A 16,580-nucleotide genomic window follows, 5' to 3' on the forward strand; every position below is an offset into this window, starting at 1 on the left:
GGCGATGGAACCCGCGATGAGAAACTTTATCCTGCGCCGTCTGTTGCAGACTATCCCGATGCTGTTGTTGGCTTCCTTGCTGATTTTTTGCATTTTCGCCCTGGCGCCCGGCGATTTTATCGACGGCAACATCAATTTGACCGCGCAACGCGCCGCCGAGCTGCGGGCGCTGTATGGGTTGGATCAGCCGTTGTTCAGCCGCTACCTGCACTGGCTCGGCCGCTTGCTGCAGGGCGATCTCGGTTTTTCGCTGCAGTATCAGATCCCGGTCAGCACGTTGCTGAATCAATACATCTGGAACTCGTTCCTGCTGGCGGCGGTGGCGATGGTGCTGTATTGGGGCATCGCGTTGGCGGTAGGGGTGATCTCGGCGATGAAACCCTATTCGCTGTTCGATCATCTGATCACCGTGGCGGTGTTCGCCGCTATGTCGTTTCCGACGTTCTTCCTGTGCCTGTTGCTGATCAAATGGTTCGCCGTCGACCTGCACTGGCTACCGGCGGGCGGCATGTTGCGCACCGGCAGCGAAGCGAGCGGACTGGCCTGGGCGCTGGAGGTGGCGGCGCACCTGCTGTTACCGGTGCTGGCGCTGGTGATGCTGCAGGCCGGCAGCCTGACGCGCTATTTTCGCGCCAGCATGCTGGAGGTGATCCGCATGGACTATATCCGCACCGCGCGCGCCAAGGGGCTCAGGGAGAAAACGGTGATCCTCAAACACGCGCTGCGCAATGCGCTGTTGCCGATCATCACCCTGCTGGGGTTCGAGCTGCCGGGATTGTTCTCCGGCGCGCTGATCACCGAAAAAATCTTCAACTGGCCGGGCGCCGGACATATCCATATCGATTCGTTGGCGGCGCGTGATTACCCGGTATTGATGGGGTTCACGCTGTTTCTGGCCGCCTTGACCATTCTCGGTAATCTGCTGGCGGATATTCTGTACGCCTACGCCGACCCGCGCATTCGCTTGAGGTAACACGATGTTGGTTACGCTGTTTTTCGGCCGCCGTCGCCGCTGGCGACAGGCACAGCTGCCTGCGCTGGCGCAACTGTCGCCACCGCCCGCCGCTCAGGCCTGGCGACGTTTGCGCCGCCACCGACCGGCGATGATTTCGCTGGCGTTGCTGGTGCTGTTGGCGCTGCTGTGCCTGATTGGGCCGTCGCTGTCGCCGTGGCGCGACGATGCCGGCGACGTGCTGAATATCAACCAGGCGCCGAGCGGCGCGCACTGGCTGGGCACCGACTTTCTCGGCCGCGATATCTGCACCCGGCTGCTGCTGGCGGGGCGGATATCGCTGACCATCGGCCTGGTGTCGATGCTGCTGTCGGTAACGCTGGGCTATGTGCTGGGGGCGCTCGCCGGTTATCTGGGGGGCGTGGCGGACAGGCTGATCATGCGCTTCGCCGATCTGCTGATGACCATTCCCGGCCTGCCGCTGCTGATCATCATGGGGGCGATGCTGACCGAACTCGACGTGTCGCCGGACTACCGCATCTACATGGTGATGATCATGCTGAGCCTGCTGGGCTGGCCGTCGCTGGCGCGGCTGGTGCGCGGCCAGATCCTGTCGCTGCGTGAGCGGGATTTCATGTTGGCCACCGAAGTGCTGGGGCTCTCCACCCGGCGGCGCCTCTTCGGCCATCTGTTGCCCAATACCGTGCCGATTTTGGTGGTGGTCGCCACCATGGCGGTGGCCAACGCCATCCTCAGCGAGTCGGCGTTGAGCTACCTTGGGCTGGGCGTGGTGCCGCCGACGCCGTCGTGGGGCAACATGATGGACGCAGCCAATAGCCTGATCGACTTTCAGCGCCGCCCCTGGCTGTGGATGCCGCCCGGGCTGGCGATCTTCGTCACCGTGGTGGCGATCAATATCTTGGGCGACGGCCTGCGGGACGCGCTCGATCCGAAAATGAACGGGGTAACACGATGAGCCAACCGCTGGTGGCGTTCGAGCGACTGTCGGTGTCGTTTCAGGGGGAACAAGGGCCGGTGCGGGCGGTGCAGCAGGTCAGCCTTGAGCTGCAGGCCGGGCAAACGCTGGGGATCGTCGGTGAGTCGGGCTGCGGCAAAAGCGTGACCGCCATGGCGCTGATGGGGCTGTTGCCGCAGCCGCTGGCGCAGGTAGACGGCGGTGAAATTCGCTTTGAAGGGCAAAACCTGCTGTCGCTGCGGGCCTCCAAGATGGCCGATCTGCGCGGCAACCGACTGGCGATGATCTTTCAGGAACCGATGAGCGCGCTCAATCCGGTGTTGACCCTCGGCGAACAGCTGGTGGAGCCGCTGATTCGCCACCTAACCCTGTCGCCGAAAGCGGCCTGGCGTCAGGCGATTCAACTCTTGACTGAAGTGGGGTTGGCGCGCGCCGAGGCACTGATGCGCTGCTATCCGCATCAGCTTTCCGGCGGCATGCTGCAGCGCGTGATGATCGCTATGGCGATCGGGTGCCGTCCGGCGCTGCTGATTGCCGACGAACCGACCACGGCGCTCGACGTTACGGTGCAAGCGCAGATCCTGGCGTTGCTGCGTGAGCAGAACCGGCGACACAACATGGCGATGATCTTGATCACCCACGATCTTGGGGTGATCGCCCAGATGGCGGATCGGCTGGCGGTGATGTACGCCGGGCGCGTCGTCGAGCAGGGCACGACGCGGGAAGTGCTCGCCGAACCGCGGCACCCTTATACTCAGGGGCTGATCGCCTCGCGGCCGGTGCCGGGGCAGCGGCGTTGCCGTCTGTATTCCATTCCCGGCCAGGTGCCGGATCTGGCGCGCTTGCCTGATCACTGTGCGTTTGCCGAGCGCTGTGCGCAGGCTTCCGCTCGCTGCCGCGATGGCATTCCGCCGCTGTACGGCACGCCGCAGCGCCAGTCCGCCTGTTTCCTCAACGCCGGAGGGCGCCCGCATGTCGACTGAATCTTTGGTGGAAGTGAAAGGATTAAAGAAATATTTTCCGCTGCGCGACGGACTGTTCGGGCGCACCACCGGTCAACTGAAGGCGGTGGACGACGTCAGCTTCAGCATTCGCAAGGGGCGCATTTTCGGGCTGGTGGGCGAGTCAGGCAGCGGAAAAACCACCGTCGGCCGCACGCTGCTCGGCCTGCACGACAAAACCGCCGGTGAGGTAATGTTCAAAGGGCTGGCACTGGATAGCCTGAGTAAAGATGCGCTGCGCGCCCTGCGGCCGAAAATGCAGTTAGTGTTTCAAGATCCGTACAGTTCTCTGAACCCGCGCCTGCGCGTGGGCGACGCCATTGGGGAAGCGCTGTTGCAACACGGCCTGGCGAGCAAGGCGGAACTGCGCGAACGGGTGCTCGATACCCTGGCGATCTGCGGGCTGTCGCCGCAGCATTATGGGCGGTTTCCGCATGAGTTTTCCGGCGGCCAGCGCCAGCGCATCGGCATCGCGCGCGCGCTGATCCTGCAGCCGGAGTTTATCGTCGCAGACGAACCGATATCGGCGCTCGACGTGTCGATTCAGGCGCAGATCATCAATCTGTTCTCCGATTTGCAGGAACGGCAGGGGGTGACGCTACTGTTTATCTCGCACGATCTCGGCGTGGTGGAGCATCTGTGCCAGGATGTGGCGGTGATGTATTTGGGGCAGATCGTTGAGAGCGCCGATCGCGATGCGCTGTTTCGCCAACCGCTGCATCCCTACACGCAGGCCTTGTTGGCGGCGGTGCCGACGCTGGATGCGCAACGCGCGCCGGCGTGGGTGGCCGGCGGCGAGCCGCCGAACCCCGCCAACCCGCCGCGCGGCTGCCGTTTCCATCCCCGCTGCCCGCTGGCCACGGCGCAGTGCCGCGAACAGGCGCCGCAGCTGCGCAGCGTGGCGCCCGGCCATCAGGTGGCTTGCCACCTGGTCGGCTAGCGTCAGGACAGGTAGTGCTTCAACGCGCGCCCGGCCTGGTGGATCGCCGAATGCACCGCCGGGACGTGGGCGAGCGGATTCAACAGGCCGTAGTCGTGGATCAGCCCGTTGTAGCGGGTGGCGGTGACCTCGACGCCGGCGGCATCGAGCAGACGCGCGTAAGCTTCGCCTTCATCGCGCAGCACATCCAGCTCGGCGGTCTGCACCAGCGCCGGCGGCAAGCCCCGCAGCTGTTCCGGCGTGGCGTTGAGCGGCGAAGCGTAGATATCTTTGCGCTGCGCCTTATCGGGCGCGTAGCTGTCCCAAAACCACTTCATCATGTTGCGGGTCAGGAAATGGCCTTCGGCAAACTGATGATAGGAGTCGGTATCAAACTGGGCACGGGTGACGGGCCACAGCAGGATCTGGCAACGCAGTGCCGGTATGCCTTTCTCTTTGGCCATCAGGCTGACCACCGCCGCCATATTGCCGCCGGCGCTGTTGCCGACCACCGCCAGCCGTGAACCGTCGACGTTGATCTTCTCACCGTACTCGGCCACCCATTCGGTGGCGGCGTAAGCCAGGTTGATCGCCTCGGGGTAGCGCACCTCCGGTGAGCGGGGATAGTTGACGAACACCGCCGCCGCGCCGGAGCTGTAAACCAGATCGCGCACCAGGCGCTCGTGGGTGGGGAAATCGCCCAGCACCCAGCCGCCGCCGTGAAAGAACATGAATACCGGCGGCGCCTCGTTGACCCTGGCCGGACGCACCAGCTGCAGCAGAATATCCTGACCTTCTACGTGAATCGTTTTTTCGCTGATCTCGACCTCGCGCAGCGGCACCTCGACGCTGCGTTGCGCGTCCTCCAAGACCCTGCGTGCCTCTTTAGGCTTCATCTGTTCCATGGGTTTACCGCCGGCGGCATTCAGCGCGTCGAGAAATGCGCGGATGTCGTGCTGGGCGTGTGGCTGGCTGAGATCGACGGTTTTCTTGGGCATGGTGACTCCTTGGGCGCAGAAGAGAAGGGGCGGTCAGAATCACAGTGTAGCCGCTGGCAAACAAAGCGGGAGCGGAGGCTGACGACGGTCAGCGCGGCCCGTGTTTTGGGGATGTTGCAGGTGGGATCTCCGCGTCACTGCCGTCTTGCACAATCCTGACGCACCGCTGCACCCAATTGGGGCAAAAAGTGTGAGGGCGAGCAAATTGGGTGAAATTATTTTTGCGAGCCCGATCAGAAATTCTAAAGTTTTTCGTAATTGAATAGGATTTCGCGCGCAATGATGATTTTAGGCCTTATTTTTTAATTTATGCATTACCAATGCATAGAAAATGAATAAATATTCAATATAAGCCGTTGTTTTAACGTAAAAAATAGCAAAATCCGGCAAAAATCCCGTTTTGGCACGATAGCTGCTCTACACTCTTTATCAAACGACATGTATTTTAACTGCTCGTTAACATTTACTCCCCGCTCAGGGACCGGATATACGCCATAAATAGTGAAAAATCGATTTTATGTAACAGATTTGTTTCTAAATCAGCGGTAAGGGACAGTATTTTCTCCGCCGCGAAAGTCGGTTTTGAACAACGGTTTTTTTGCATTGTGGCGGCCTAACCGGGCTTGAGCGACCCTTACAGTCAAAATTCAGCCTTTGCTGAGATTATGAGGTCACTATGGAACAGCCAATCGCAGTTACCCGCCAGTCTTTCGATGACTGGATGGTCCCGGTTTATGCCCCTGCCGATTTTATTCTGGTGCGGGGCGAAGGATCGCAGGTGTGGGATCAGCAGGGTAAGTCTTATATCGATTTCGCCGGTGGCATCGCGGTTAACGCGTTGGGGCATGCGCACCCGGCGGTCAAGGCGGCGCTGGTGGAGCAGGCAGGCAAGCTGTGGCATCTGGGCAATGGCTATACCAACGAACCGGTGCTGCGCCTGGCCAAAAAACTGATCGACGCCACCTTCGCCGACAAGGTGTTCTTCTGTAACTCGGGCGCCGAAGCTAACGAAGCGGCGCTGAAACTGGCACGCAAACATGCGCACGATCAGCACGGCGCCGGTAAAGATCAGATTGTGGCGTTCAACAACGCGTTCCACGGCCGCACGCTGTTTACCGTGTCCGCCGGCGGCCAGCCAAAATATTCGCAGGACTTTGCGCCGCTGCCGGGCGGTATCACTCATACGCCGTATAACGATCTGGCCGCAGCGGCCGAGCTTATCAACGATCGCACCTGCGCGGTGATCGTCGAGCCGATCCAGGGCGAAGGCGGCGTGCTGCCGGCGGAAGCCAGTTTCCTGCAGGGGCTGCGTGAACTGTGCGATCGTCATAACGCGCTGCTGATCTTCGACGAAGTACAGACCGGCGTCGGCCGCACCGGCCACCTGTATGCCTATATGCAGTACGGCGTGGTGCCGGACGTGTTGACCACCGCGAAAGCGCTGGGCGGCGGCTTCCCGATCGGCGCCATGCTGACCACCGATGCGCTGGCGAAAACGCTGGGCGTCGGCACCCACGGCACCACCTACGGCGGCAACCCGCTGGCGACGGCGGTGGCGGGGGAAGTGTTCTCCATCATCAACACGCCGGAAGTGCTGGAAGGCGTCAAACAGCGTCACCAGTGGTTCATCGACGGGTTGAACGACATCAATCGCCAGTACCCGATCTTCGCCGACATTCGCGGCGGCGGTTTGCTGATCGGCTGCCAATTGACGAAGGACTATGCCGGCAAAGCGAAGCAGATCACCCAACTGGCCAACGAAGAAGGCGTCATCGCGCTGATCGCCGGTCCGGACGTGGTGCGTTTCACGCCGTCGCTGATCATCCCTGAGCAGGATGTGAAAGAGGGGCTGGCGCGATTCGCGCGCGCCGTGGCGCGCATTTGCAGCTAATCAGCGGGCTGCGCCTTCACCGGCGCAGCCTGATTCAGAAGAGGTTCGCATTATGATGATTATTCGCCCTATAGAGCGTCGCGATCTGGCGGATTTGTTGACGCTTGCCGGTAAATCTGGCATCGGTCTCACTTCACTGCCGCAAAATGAAGATACCCTGTCGGCACGCATTGAGCGGGCGTTAAAAACCTGGCAAGGCGAACTTCCGCAAAGTGACCAGTGTTATCTGTTCGTGTTGGAGGATAGCGAGCGCCGGCAGGCGGTGGGGGTCTGCGCGATCGAAGTGGCTGTCGGCCTGGCAGAACCCTGGTACAGCTTCCGCGTCGGCACGCAGGTACATGCCTCCAAACAGCTGAACGTCTATAAATCGGTACCGACCCTGTTCCTCAGCAACGATCATACCGGCCATTCGGAGCTGTGCACGCTGTTCCTCGATCCGGACTATCGCCACGGTGAGAACGGCAAACTGCTGTCGAAGGTGCGTTTCCTGTTTATTGCCGCATTCCGCGAGCGTTTCTCCCGCCGTCTGATCGCCGAGATGCGCGGCTTCTCAGATGAAAACGGCCGTTCGCCGTTCTGGGAGAGCGTCGGCCACCGTTTCTTCTCCATCGAGTTCGCCAAGGCGGACTACCTGAGCGGCACCGGACAAAAGGCGTTTATCGCTGAACTGATGCCGAAACATCCGCTGTATGTCGATTTCCTGGCCGAAGACGCGCAGAAAGTGATCGGCGAAGTGCATCCGCAAACCCTGCCGGCACGCCGGTTGCTGGAGGCGGAAGGCCTGAGCTATCAGGGCTACGTCGATATCTTCGACGGCGGCCCGACGCTGGAAGCCGAGATCGACCATATCCGCGCGGTGAAGCAGAGCCGCCTGGTGAAAGTGGTGCTGGATGACACGCCGATGCGCGCTGATGCGCCGGTGCATCTGGTGGCCAACGACAACTATCAGAACTACCGCGCACTGTTGGTCAATGCCGAACTGTATGACGACCGCCTGCATATCAACGCCGCCACCGCTGCGGCGCTGGGCGTCGAGCAGGGCAGCCCGGTGCGGGTGCTCCCCCTTATTGCACAGGAGAAAGCATGATGTCCCATCCTGCTCTGTTGATTAACGGCGTCTGGCGGCAGGGCCGCGGCGCCGAGTTCGGCAAAGCCGATCCGGTCGGCAACCAGCCGCTGTGGCGCGCTAACGCCGCCGATACTGACGACGTCGCCGCCGCCTGCGAGGCCGCGCGTGCCGCGTTTCCCGCCTGGGCGCGTACGCCGTTTGAACAGCGCGAACAGCTGGTGAAACGCTTCGCCGCCTTGCTGGAAGAGCACAAACAGTCGCTGGCGGAAACCATCAGCCGTGAGACCGGTAAACCGCGTTGGGAAACGTTGACCGAAATTCAGGCGATGATCGGTAAAGTAGGCATTTCGCTGCAGGCCTACCAATCGCGCACCGGTTTTAGCCAGACGGCGATGGCCGACGGCGCTTCGGTGCTGCGTCATCGCCCGCACGGCGTGCTGGCGGTGTTTGGGCCTTACAACTTCCCCGGCCATCTGCCGAACGGCCATATCGTGCCGGCGCTGCTGGCCGGAAACTGCGTGGTGTTCAAACCGAGCGAACTGACGCCGCTGACCGCCGAGGAAACCCTGAAGCTGTGGCAGCAGGCCGGCCTGCCGGACGGGGTGATCAATCTGGTGCAAGGCGGCCGGGAAACCGGCGAAGCGCTGGCGGCCAGTGCGAATATCGACGGCCTGCTGTTCACCGGCAGCGCCGGCACCGGCTATCACCTGCATCGCCAATTGGCGGGGCAGCCGGAGAAGATCCTGGCGCTGGAGATGGGCGGTAACAACGCGCTGATCGTCGATGGCTTCGAGGATCGCGACGCGGCGGTCAACCTGGCTATCCAATCGGCGTTTATCTCCGCCGGCCAACGCTGCACCTGTTCACGCCGCATTTTGGTGAAGCAGGGGGCGGAAGGCGACGCCTTTATCGCGCGTTTGGTTCAGGTCGCGGGCGAACTGCGCGTTGGCCGTTGGGATGCCGAACCGCAGCCGTTCATGGGCGGGGTGGTGTCGGCAGCCGCGGCGGAGAACATGCTGAAAGCGCAGCAAAACTTGCTGGCGCTGGGCGGCAAATCGCTGCTGACCATGCGCCTGCTGGAGCCGGGCAGTTCGCTGCTCAGCCCGGGCATCATCGAGCTGACCGGCGTGGCCGGCGTACCGGACGAAGAGTACTTCGGGCCGTTGACCACGATTGTGCGTTACCGCGATTTCGACGAGGCGCTGCAGCTGGCCAACCGGACGCGCTACGGCCTGTCGGTGGGGCTGGTATCGCCGCAGCGTGAGCTGTTCGAGCGGTTGCTATTGGAAGCGCGTGCCGGCATCGTCAACTGGAACAAGCCGCTGACCGGAGCGTCCAGCGCGGCGCCGTTCGGTGGCGTGGGAGCCTCCGGCAACCATCGCCCAAGCGCCTTCTATGCGGCGGACTATTGCGCCTGGCCGATGGCGTCGCTGGAAAGCGAAAGCCTGTCGCTGCCGGCGACGCTCTCGCCGGGCTTGTCGTTCCGTTAATCGTCTGCGGCGGCGCGATGGCGCTGCCGCAGGCCATCCCCAGGGGATAGCCATGTCAGGATATGAAGTCAATTTCGACGGTTTGGTGGGGCCGACGCACCACTATGCCGGGCTGTCGTTCGGTAACGAGGCCTCTACGCAGCATCAAAACAGCGTATCGAACCCGAAGCTGGCGGCGAAGCAAGGTCTGCTGAAAATGAAGGCGCTGGCCGATCTCGGTTTCCAGCAAGGGGTATTGCCGCCGCAGGAGCGGCCGCATCTGCCGATGCTGCGTCGCCTGGGCTTCAGCGGCAGCGATGAGACGGTGCTGGCGCAGGTGATGCGTCAATCACCGCGTTTGCTGTCGGCGCTCAGCTCGGCGTCTTGCATGTGGACCGCCAATGCGGCCACCGTGTCGCCCTCGGCGGACAGCGCCGACGGCAAGGTGCACTTCACTGCCGCCAACCTGAACAATAAATTCCACCGCGCCATCGAGGCGGAAACCACCACCGCCGTATTGCGGGCGATGTTCAGCGACGATCGGCATTTTGCCCACCACGAGGCGCTGCCGCAGGTGGCGTTATTCGGCGACGAAGGGGCGGCCAACCATAACCGTCTGGGCGGCGACTACGCCAAGCGCAGCGTGCAGATGTTCGTCTACGGTCGTCAGGAATTCGGTGGCGAAACGGCGCCGACGCGTTATCCGGCGCGCCAAACGCGCGAAGCCGGCGAGGCAATCGCTCGCCTGCACCAACTGGACGAGCAGCATACGGTCTTCGTACAGCAAAACCCGGCGGTGATCGATCAGGGCGTATTCCATAACGACGTGATAGCGGTCAGTAACCAGAACGTGCTGTTCCACCACCAGCAGGCGTTTTACCGCCAGCAACAGGCGTTGGATGACGTGCGCCGCAAGATGGCGACGCTGGACAGCGAGCTGGTGGCAATCGAGGTGCCGACAGAGCGCGTCTCGGTGGCGGACGCGGTAGCGACCTATCTGTTCAACAGCCAAATTCTCACCAAGCCGAACGGCAAGATGATGATCGTGGTGCCAGAAGAGTCGCGCCAACATGCCGGCGTGTGGCGTTATCTGAACGACATGGTCGGCAGCGGCGGCCCGATCGATGAAATTCGCGTGTTTGACCTGCGCGAAAGCATGCGCAACGGCGGCGGCCCGGCCTGCCTGCGGTTGCGGGTGGCGCTCAACGAGCAGGAGCTGCGGGCGGTGAATCCACGCGTGATGATGAACGAGCGGCTGTTCGCGACGCTGAACGAGTGGGTGGATCGCCATTACCGCGATCGCCTGACGCAGGATGACCTGGCCGATCCGCTGCTGCTGCGCGAAGGGCGTGAGGCGCTGGATTCGCTGACGTCGATTCTCGGTCTCGGCGCCATTTATCCGTTCCAACGCTAAGGGAGGCGGCATGATCGATCTACTGCCCCTGACGCTGGAAGGGAACGAACCCGTCGAATGGCAAGGTGAAACGCCGCAGCTGCGCTGGCGTTGGCAGGGGGAAGGCGTGCTGGAGCTCATGCCGCGGCAGCCTTACCGCCAGGCGATGGTCATGTCGGCGGGCGTGCACGGCAACGAAACCGCGCCGATTGAACTGCTCAATCAGCTGGTTGGCGATCTGCTGATCGGCCGGTTGCCGCTGACGGTGCGGCTGTTGGTGGTGCTGGGCAACCCGGTGGCGATGCGGGCCGGCAAGCGTTATCTGCACAGCGACATGAACCGCATGTTCGGCGGCCGCTACCGCAACTTCGCCGCCAGCGGCGAGACCGTGCGTGCGCAGCAGTTGGAGCGTGCGCTCGCCGCCTTTTTCGATGGGGAACTGGCGGCGCGTTTCCATTACGATCTGCACACCGCCATCCGTGAATCGCGGTTGCCACGTTTCGGCATTCTGCCTTTCCAGAAACGCCCGTACAGTGAGCCGATGCTGAAGCTGCTGGATGCCGCCGATTTGGATGCGCTGGTGGTGCACAGCGCACCAGGCGGGACGTTTAGCCACTATTCCAGCGAGCATCTCAATGCGGCGAGCTGTACGCTCGAGCTGGGCAAGGCGCGACCGTTTGGCAGCAACGATCTACAGCAGTTTGCTGCCATCGATCGCGCTTTGCGGGCGGCGGTCAGCGAGGGGCCGTTGCCGGAGCGCGAGGGCGAGGCGATCCGGGTATTCCGTGTGATGCATTCGTTGATCAAACACAGCGAGGATTTCAAGCTGCACCTGGATGATGACACGGCCAACTTCACCGAGTTGAAACCGGGGATGTTGCTGTGCGAGCAGCCGCAGGAGGACTATCGCGTTGGCCAAGAGGGCGCGTGGATACTGTTCCCTAACCCCACTGTGGCGCTGGGCCTGCGCGCTGGCATGCTGTTGAGCGAAGTTTCCCGTTCTACGCTCTATTGATTTATCCTCGGCGGCGCCGTCAGCGCGCCGCCGTTATTCCGTTCATTATTTTGCTCTGCTATTTCCCGCTATTTTAATTGCCCTAAGGCGAATTTTATTCGTTCCTAATACCTCCTTTTATACGCGTGAATAAAAGGCTGTATCAGGTCGTTATCTGAAAGCCTTAATTGCCTGGTGAGATTGTTAAGATAAAAATGTGAAATAAGTAACGTTTTTAATAACCATGCTAATTTTGTTGTTACTTTTGAATCGCGCAGAAAGCACGCAAAACGAAACCAAAATGCACCAAAAGAGTGCGATGCACCATTTTGGTTATAAGTTATGTGATAAAAAATTCTTATATTCAATAGGTTATATGCTTTCTTCTTGGAAATATTTAGTTACAAATAAACATGCTTTCTCCTCGTTGTTTCATGAACTTTTTGATTTTAAGTTTTGATTCATGATGCTAATGTCACATCACCCCACATTAGGGGGGCTCATAAAATACCAAAAGATAAAATCACAGCCCAAACTATAAATTGGGCGTGACGGGCAGGGTTCTAATTATAATATCTAGGAAAATAAATGATGAAACGCAGTGTATTAGCCTTAGCTGTCGCCCTCGGGGCGATCACCTCCTTCGCCAACGCGGCTGAAATCTACAATAAGGATGGTAATAAACTCGACCTGTACGGCCGCGTTAACGCCAAGCATTATTTCAGCGACAGTAAGTCCAATGACGGCGATATGACCTATGTTCGCCTGGGCTTCAAAGGCGAAACGCAAATCAATGACCAGTTGACCGGTTACGGTCAGTGGGAATACAACGTCCAGGCCAATCACGACGAAGCGCAGGGCACCGCCGGCACCAAAACGCGTCTGGGCTTCGCGGGGCTGAAATTCGGCAACTACGGTTCTTTCGACTACGGCCGTAACTACGGTGTGGTGTATGACGCCGAGGCTTACACCGACATGCTGCCAGAATTCGGCGGCGACTCCTACAGCTATACCGATAACTTTATGACCGCCCGTTCCAACGGTTTGGCTACCTACCGTAACCGTGATTTCTTCGGTTTGGTGGAAGGCCTGAATCTGGCGGTGCAGTATCAGGGTAAAAACGACGGCGACGGTCGCAGCGTGACCAAGCAAAACGGCGACGGTTACGGCCTGTCCCTGGACTACCAGGACATCGGCGGTTCCGGCATCGGCGTAGCGGCGGCGTTCTCTGATTCTAACCGCACCAGCAAGCAAAAAGAGCTGCAGTATGGTAAGGGCGACAGCGCCACTGCATGGACCACCGCAGTGAAATACGACGCCAACCAGGTTTACCTGGCCGCGATGTATGCCGAAACCCGTAACATGACGCCGATCAGCGTCAATGGCACCTCCGGCTTCGCCAATAAAACGCAAAACTTCGAAGTGGTGGCCCAGTATCAGTTCGAAAACGGCCTGCGCCCTTCCTTGGGCTACGTGCAGTCCAAAGGCAAGGATATCGAAGGGATCGGTGATGCCGACCTGGTGAAATATGTGGAAGTGGGGGCGACTTACTACTTCAACAAAAATATGTACACCTACGTTGATTATCAAATCAACCAGCTGAGCGACAATAACAAACTGAAACTGGCCAACGATGATATCGTTGCCGTCAGCTTGACGTATCGCTTCTAAGCGGCAATTTCATTACCTTCATCCTGTGTCGGGAGTGGTAATCAGGCAGGGCGTAAGCCCTGCCTTAGCTTGCTGACAAAGGAGGAAAAAGCGTGGTTTTTCCTCCTTTGTGGTGAGCAGTCGAAAATCAATGAATTGATTTTCCTTATTTTAAAGGTTGTCTTCGGTAAACCTGGTAATGTCATCAGGTTTGTCATTAACCTCAGGCAGGGCGCAAGCCCTGCCTTTGTTTTATCGGGAACTCAGCCTTTGGGTGCCAACCCGACCAGCTCAATGGCGGAACGCAGCGCGGCGAAACGTTGCTGATCCTGCTCCCGCTCTATTTCGGTCACCAGCTGTGAAAGAATATTGCCGCCGGATACTTTTTTATGGTTTTTGATTAACTGCAACACTGCGTCGCCTAACGCCAGGCTGACGTCGCGCAGCAGAGTTTCATATTGCTCGTTGGAATGAGCTGATGCTGGCATGACCTTTCTCTGTCTCTCTCTTCTTCGGGAGCCGCAATTTAGCAAAACAGCGGCCTTATGCCTCGGAGGAAGGCGAAGTTTCTGATGAAATCAGAAATTCCTCAGCATCGCGCGGGGAGGGAATTAAAAATCCGAATATTCGCTGGCTGGCAACCAGAAGCCGTCAATGAACTCTTCCATGGGATAACAACCGGCGTGTCGCAAGTTCTGTTCCTTCATCGCGACCAGGCATTGTGGCTCGTCGCGCAATATGTCGACCACCATTTCACTGCAGCCACCATCCAGATAACAGACAAACATCACCAATGCGTACATCGTTGCACGCCTCCTTCGTCGAGTTGCCTTGTCTGCAACAGTGTAGGTAAAAAAGCACGATTTTTCAGCATCATTGCGCAATTAATCACCGTTGAAACGCCGCTGACGACACTTTCGGAATACTCTACCCGTTTCTGGCGCCGTGAGCGGATGGCATATCCTTTTGACGATGCTAAGCTTAACAAGCCTTACTTAAACGCATTAATGCAACCATCAAAAGGAGTGAATATGGGCTTGTTTAACTTCGTCAAAGAAGCGGGAGAAAAACTGTGGGACACAGTCACCGGCAATGCTTCCGCCGAAGATCAAGGCGCCAAACTCAAGGAGCATCTCGATAAGAGCGGCTTGCCGGGCACCGACAAAGTCGATGTGCAGGTGGTCGATGGTAAAGCCGTAGTGACCGGCGATGCCGTCAGCCAGGAGTTAAAAGAGAAGATCCTGGTGGCTATCGGCAACGTGGCGGGTATCAGCGGGGTGGAAGACAAGGTGGCGGTGACGCAACCCGACGCCGAGAGCCGCTTCTATACCGTGAAGAAGGGCGATACGCTGAGCGCGATCTCTAAAGAGATGTACGGCAACGCCAATCTGTATAACAAGATTTTTGAAGCCAACAAGCCGATGCTGTCGAGCCCGGACAAGATTTATCCGGGGCAGGTATTGCGTATCCCGCAATAACGCATCGGTCTGTCATAGCCCGGTTGCGTACCGGGCTTTTTTTTGTCCTCTGCAATAAGCGTCTCTTATTTCCCTGCGATCTCCATGCCAGTTACATCTCCCCTGTGTCCCTGCTCGCTCGCCGGCAGGGGCGGTGTTGACCCTGATGGGGAAAATTGATAGCGTCATCTCCCGGTTGAGGCCGGAACGACCAAGGCGCCAACGTGCGTGCCTTATTCTGAGGGGATATTTTGCCCCGTCAAACAGCAATGCAGCAGTTGAACGAGTGAAAACCGATTTAGTGAAACAACAGCGTAACGCCTCAACGGATAAAAATTATCGAGAAACCTTGGGTGATGCGCAATTTGCGATCGTCGTGTTGGCGGTGGCGTCCTGCTCACTGATTATCTTTACGCTGGCGGTCACGCTGTGGGTGACCTGACGCGATTAACTAGGGGAGATAAAATGGAGCCTAATCTCCATGATGAAACCAAACTGCTGGCGATCATCGGCCTGTTGGTGTCCGTGCTGCTGGTGGTATCAATTCTCTTTGGCGTGACCTATTTCTCCGATCTCAGGCACGCGCATGACGATATAGACATCAAGAGCTGCTATATCAAAGCGTCCTGAATCGCGCGAACGCGCTGAGCGTCGCCGCTCTGTGGGGGCTACCCTGTGTTAAGATTGGGGGTACCCTTGGCGAATCGGCGCCATTCAGGAGGTCTTTGCGATGAGTCAGTCACGTCCTACGCTCTCTTCATCTTCACGCGAATGCCCTGTCGTTGACGGCGTGCGCCAGATACAACGTATTGCCGTGCGTAATGCCGAAGTGGGAGGTATCCCGATCAATCGTGCGTTGCCAACTCGGGAGCGGCGCACCGTCGGCGCCTGGTGTTTTCTCGATCACGCTGGACCGACGGTATTCAACGGCACCTCGCCCGGCATGGATGTGGGGCCGCATCCGCACATCGGGCTGCAAACGTTCACCTGGATGATAGAGGGTGAAGTGCTGCACCGTGACAGCCTCGGCAGTGAGCAAGTGATTCGCCCAGGGCAGGTTAATCTGATGACCGCAGGGCGTGGCATTGCGCATACGGAACAGTCGGTGGGCGAGCAGCGGCGATTGCATGCCGCACAATTATGGATCGCGCTGCCGGCCGAACATGCCGACATGGCGCCACGTTTCGATCACTATCCTGACTTGCCACAATGGCAGAATAACGGCGTGAATCACCGTTTGTTGGTCGGGGAGTTTGGCGCTTATCGTTCACCGGTGTTTGCTTTCTCGCCACTAATTGCCATTGATATGGAGTGGCAGGAAGCGGCGAGGATAGAATTGCCGCTGCGCGATGATTATGAAATCGGCTTTTTGCCCCTTATTGGTGCATTTGAACTTAATGGTGAAACTTTTTCACCTGATGAGTTTGCCTATTTGGGCATGAAGAATAACTCTATTGGGTTAAATGCACGGAAGGGCAGCCGGGGATTATTAATCGGTGGAGTGCCACTAAACGAAGAGATCCTTATCTGGTGGAATTTCGTTGGCTATACCAAAGCTGAAATTACTCAGGCTCAGCATGATTGGGAGCAAGAGGCGCCGCGTTTCCCGGCGGTTGACGGTTATTCTGGTGAGCGCATGACCGCGCCACGCCTGCCCTGGAGCGATGTTTGATAGCGTTAGGATATAATCGCCGCGGTTATTCGGCTTATTTCGCTCTAATAAGACGTAATTAATGTGATCGCGGCTCCAGCTTTAGGACAATATAAGGTTTCTCGGCGGAAAAGTGATCTGGCGCATATAATGACAACGA

17 protein-coding genes are annotated in these 16,580 nt (G+C 58.9%); 14 read left to right on the top strand and 3 right to left on the bottom strand.

Features of this window, described 5'->3' with window-relative positions; translation table 11 throughout:
- Positions 1-16: 16 nt before the first annotated feature.
- Genes RE418_RS16500 through RE418_RS16515 form a run of 4 tightly spaced genes read left to right on the top strand, consistent with a single transcriptional unit; the run spans position 17 to position 3,869 of the window.
- Positions 17-973 carry an ABC transporter permease gene (locus RE418_RS16500; protein ID WP_004934604.1) on the top strand — a complete coding sequence of 319 codons (957 nt, stop codon included), beginning with the start codon at positions 17-19 and terminating at the stop codon, positions 971-973.
- Positions 974-977: 4 nt separating this feature from the next.
- The gene (gene opp4C / locus RE418_RS16505; protein ID WP_025303184.1) at positions 978-1,928 is read left to right on the top strand and encodes an oligopeptide ABC transporter permease; all 951 of its coding nucleotides are present in this window, start codon (positions 978-980) and stop codon (positions 1,926-1,928) included.
- Positions 1,925-2,911: an ABC transporter ATP-binding protein gene (locus tag RE418_RS16510; RefSeq protein WP_043143876.1), complete on the top strand. Its 987-nt coding sequence runs from the start codon at positions 1,925-1,927 to the stop codon at positions 2,909-2,911. Before opp4C ends, RE418_RS16510 begins: the two co-directional genes overlap by 4 nt.
- Positions 2,901-3,869, top strand: coding sequence for an ABC transporter ATP-binding protein (locus tag RE418_RS16515; protein WP_043143874.1), 969 nt, complete (start codon positions 2,901-2,903; stop codon positions 3,867-3,869). Before RE418_RS16510 ends, RE418_RS16515 begins: the two co-directional genes overlap by 11 nt.
- Before the next feature lie 2 nt (positions 3,870-3,871).
- Here the strand turns inward: RE418_RS16515 and RE418_RS16520 are convergent, their stop codons facing one another.
- Complete coding sequence (locus RE418_RS16520) at positions 3,872-4,846, bottom strand: alpha/beta hydrolase (RefSeq protein WP_043143872.1); 975 nt, start codon at positions 4,844-4,846, stop codon at positions 3,872-3,874.
- A 676-nt stretch (positions 4,847-5,522) separates the two neighbouring features.
- On the opposite strand from RE418_RS16520, the gene RE418_RS16525 reads away from it, so the two are divergent.
- The 6 genes from RE418_RS16525 to RE418_RS16550 all read left to right on the top strand — a co-directional run bounded on the left by RE418_RS16525 (position 5,523) and on the right by RE418_RS16550 (position 13,333).
- Entirely contained in the window at positions 5,523-6,737 is a 1,215-nt protein-coding gene (locus tag RE418_RS16525) for an aspartate aminotransferase family protein (protein ID WP_025303180.1), read from the top strand.
- 52 nt (positions 6,738-6,789) lie between these two features.
- On the top strand, positions 6,790-7,824 hold the full coding sequence (gene astA / locus RE418_RS16530) for an arginine N-succinyltransferase (protein ID WP_049204091.1): 1,035 nt from the start codon (positions 6,790-6,792) through the stop codon (positions 7,822-7,824).
- Positions 7,824-9,296: a succinylglutamate-semialdehyde dehydrogenase gene (gene astD, locus RE418_RS16535; RefSeq protein ID WP_089181682.1), complete on the top strand. Its 1,473-nt coding sequence runs from the start codon at positions 7,824-7,826 to the stop codon at positions 9,294-9,296. The genes astA and astD overlap by 1 nt, the downstream gene beginning before the upstream one ends.
- A 52-nt stretch (positions 9,297-9,348) precedes the next feature.
- On the top strand, positions 9,349-10,689 hold the full coding sequence (gene astB / locus RE418_RS16540) for an N-succinylarginine dihydrolase (protein ID WP_043143870.1): 1,341 nt from the start codon (positions 9,349-9,351) through the stop codon (positions 10,687-10,689).
- A 10-nt stretch (positions 10,690-10,699) separates the two neighbouring features.
- The gene (astE, locus tag RE418_RS16545) at positions 10,700-11,683 is read left to right on the top strand and encodes a succinylglutamate desuccinylase (protein WP_089181014.1); all 984 of its coding nucleotides are present in this window, start codon (positions 10,700-10,702) and stop codon (positions 11,681-11,683) included.
- A gap of 567 nt (positions 11,684-12,250) precedes the next feature.
- On the top strand, positions 12,251-13,333 hold the full coding sequence (locus RE418_RS16550) for a porin (RefSeq protein ID WP_025303175.1): 1,083 nt from the start codon (positions 12,251-12,253) through the stop codon (positions 13,331-13,333).
- 242 nt (positions 13,334-13,575) lie between these two features.
- Here the strand turns inward: RE418_RS16550 and RE418_RS16555 are convergent, their stop codons facing one another.
- Both RE418_RS16555 and RE418_RS16560 read right to left on the bottom strand, forming a co-directional pair.
- Positions 13,576-13,800, bottom strand: a complete 225-nt coding sequence (locus RE418_RS16555) for a biofilm development regulator YmgB/AriR family protein (RefSeq protein ID WP_016927388.1) — start codon at positions 13,798-13,800, stop codon at positions 13,576-13,578.
- Positions 13,801-13,923: 123 nt separating this feature from the next.
- Positions 13,924-14,115, bottom strand: a complete 192-nt coding sequence (locus tag RE418_RS16560; protein WP_004934567.1) for a YebW family protein — start codon at positions 14,113-14,115, stop codon at positions 13,924-13,926.
- A gap of 228 nt (positions 14,116-14,343) precedes the next feature.
- On the opposite strand from RE418_RS16560, the gene lysM reads away from it, so the two are divergent.
- The 4 genes from lysM (at position 14,344) to RE418_RS16580 (ending at position 16,441) form a co-directional block, all read left to right on the top strand.
- A complete protein-coding gene (lysM, locus tag RE418_RS16565; RefSeq protein WP_025303174.1) occupies positions 14,344-14,790 on the top strand; it encodes a peptidoglycan-binding protein LysM in 447 nt (148 codons plus the stop codon).
- Between the two features lie 265 nt (positions 14,791-15,055).
- Positions 15,056-15,211 (top strand): hypothetical protein, encoded by a 156-nt coding sequence (locus RE418_RS16570; protein WP_016927390.1) that lies wholly within the window; start codon positions 15,056-15,058, stop codon positions 15,209-15,211.
- Positions 15,212-15,234: 23 nt separating this feature from the next.
- Positions 15,235-15,399 (top strand): hypothetical protein, encoded by a 165-nt coding sequence (locus RE418_RS16575; RefSeq protein WP_162837923.1) that lies wholly within the window; start codon positions 15,235-15,237, stop codon positions 15,397-15,399.
- A gap of 100 nt (positions 15,400-15,499) precedes the next feature.
- The gene (locus tag RE418_RS16580) at positions 15,500-16,441 is read left to right on the top strand and encodes a pirin family protein (RefSeq protein WP_089181013.1); all 942 of its coding nucleotides are present in this window, start codon (positions 15,500-15,502) and stop codon (positions 16,439-16,441) included.
- The last annotated feature ends 139 nt before the right edge of the window (positions 16,442-16,580 follow it).

Origin of the sequence: Serratia sp. szju, assembly GCF_044594185.1 — a bacterium.
Lineage (GTDB): Bacteria > Pseudomonadota > Gammaproteobacteria > Enterobacterales > Enterobacteriaceae > Serratia > Serratia bockelmannii.

Bases quoted from the DNA above. Each gene is read 5' to 3' on its own strand.
- astA (WP_049204091.1), top strand. From the start codon at position 6,790: ATGATGATTATTCGCCCTATAGAGCGTCGCGATCTGGCGGATTTGTTG.
- RE418_RS16560 (WP_004934567.1), bottom strand. From the start codon at position 14,115: ATGTACGCATTGGTGATGTTTGTCTGTTATCTGGATGGTGGCTGCAGT.
- opp4C (WP_025303184.1), top strand. From the start codon at position 978: ATGTTGGTTACGCTGTTTTTCGGCCGCCGTCGCCGCTGGCGACAGGCA.
- RE418_RS16510 (WP_043143876.1), top strand. From the start codon at position 1,925: ATGAGCCAACCGCTGGTGGCGTTCGAGCGACTGTCGGTGTCGTTTCAG.
- astD (WP_089181682.1), top strand. From the start codon at position 7,824: ATGTCCCATCCTGCTCTGTTGATTAACGGCGTCTGGCGGCAGGGCCGC.
- RE418_RS16550 (WP_025303175.1), top strand. From the start codon at position 12,251: ATGATGAAACGCAGTGTATTAGCCTTAGCTGTCGCCCTCGGGGCGATC.
- RE418_RS16515 (WP_043143874.1), top strand. From the start codon at position 2,901: ATGTCGACTGAATCTTTGGTGGAAGTGAAAGGATTAAAGAAATATTTT.
- RE418_RS16500 (WP_004934604.1), top strand. From the start codon at position 17: ATGAGAAACTTTATCCTGCGCCGTCTGTTGCAGACTATCCCGATGCTG.
- lysM (WP_025303174.1), top strand. From the start codon at position 14,344: ATGGGCTTGTTTAACTTCGTCAAAGAAGCGGGAGAAAAACTGTGGGAC.
- RE418_RS16575 (WP_162837923.1), top strand. From the start codon at position 15,235: ATGGAGCCTAATCTCCATGATGAAACCAAACTGCTGGCGATCATCGGC.
- RE418_RS16580 (WP_089181013.1), top strand. From the start codon at position 15,500: ATGAGTCAGTCACGTCCTACGCTCTCTTCATCTTCACGCGAATGCCCT.
- RE418_RS16555 (WP_016927388.1), bottom strand. From the start codon at position 13,800: ATGCCAGCATCAGCTCATTCCAACGAGCAATATGAAACTCTGCTGCGC.
- astE (WP_089181014.1), top strand. From the start codon at position 10,700: ATGATCGATCTACTGCCCCTGACGCTGGAAGGGAACGAACCCGTCGAA.
- RE418_RS16525 (WP_025303180.1), top strand. From the start codon at position 5,523: ATGGAACAGCCAATCGCAGTTACCCGCCAGTCTTTCGATGACTGGATG.
- RE418_RS16520 (WP_043143872.1), bottom strand. From the start codon at position 4,846: ATGCCCAAGAAAACCGTCGATCTCAGCCAGCCACACGCCCAGCACGAC.
- astB (WP_043143870.1), top strand. From the start codon at position 9,349: ATGTCAGGATATGAAGTCAATTTCGACGGTTTGGTGGGGCCGACGCAC.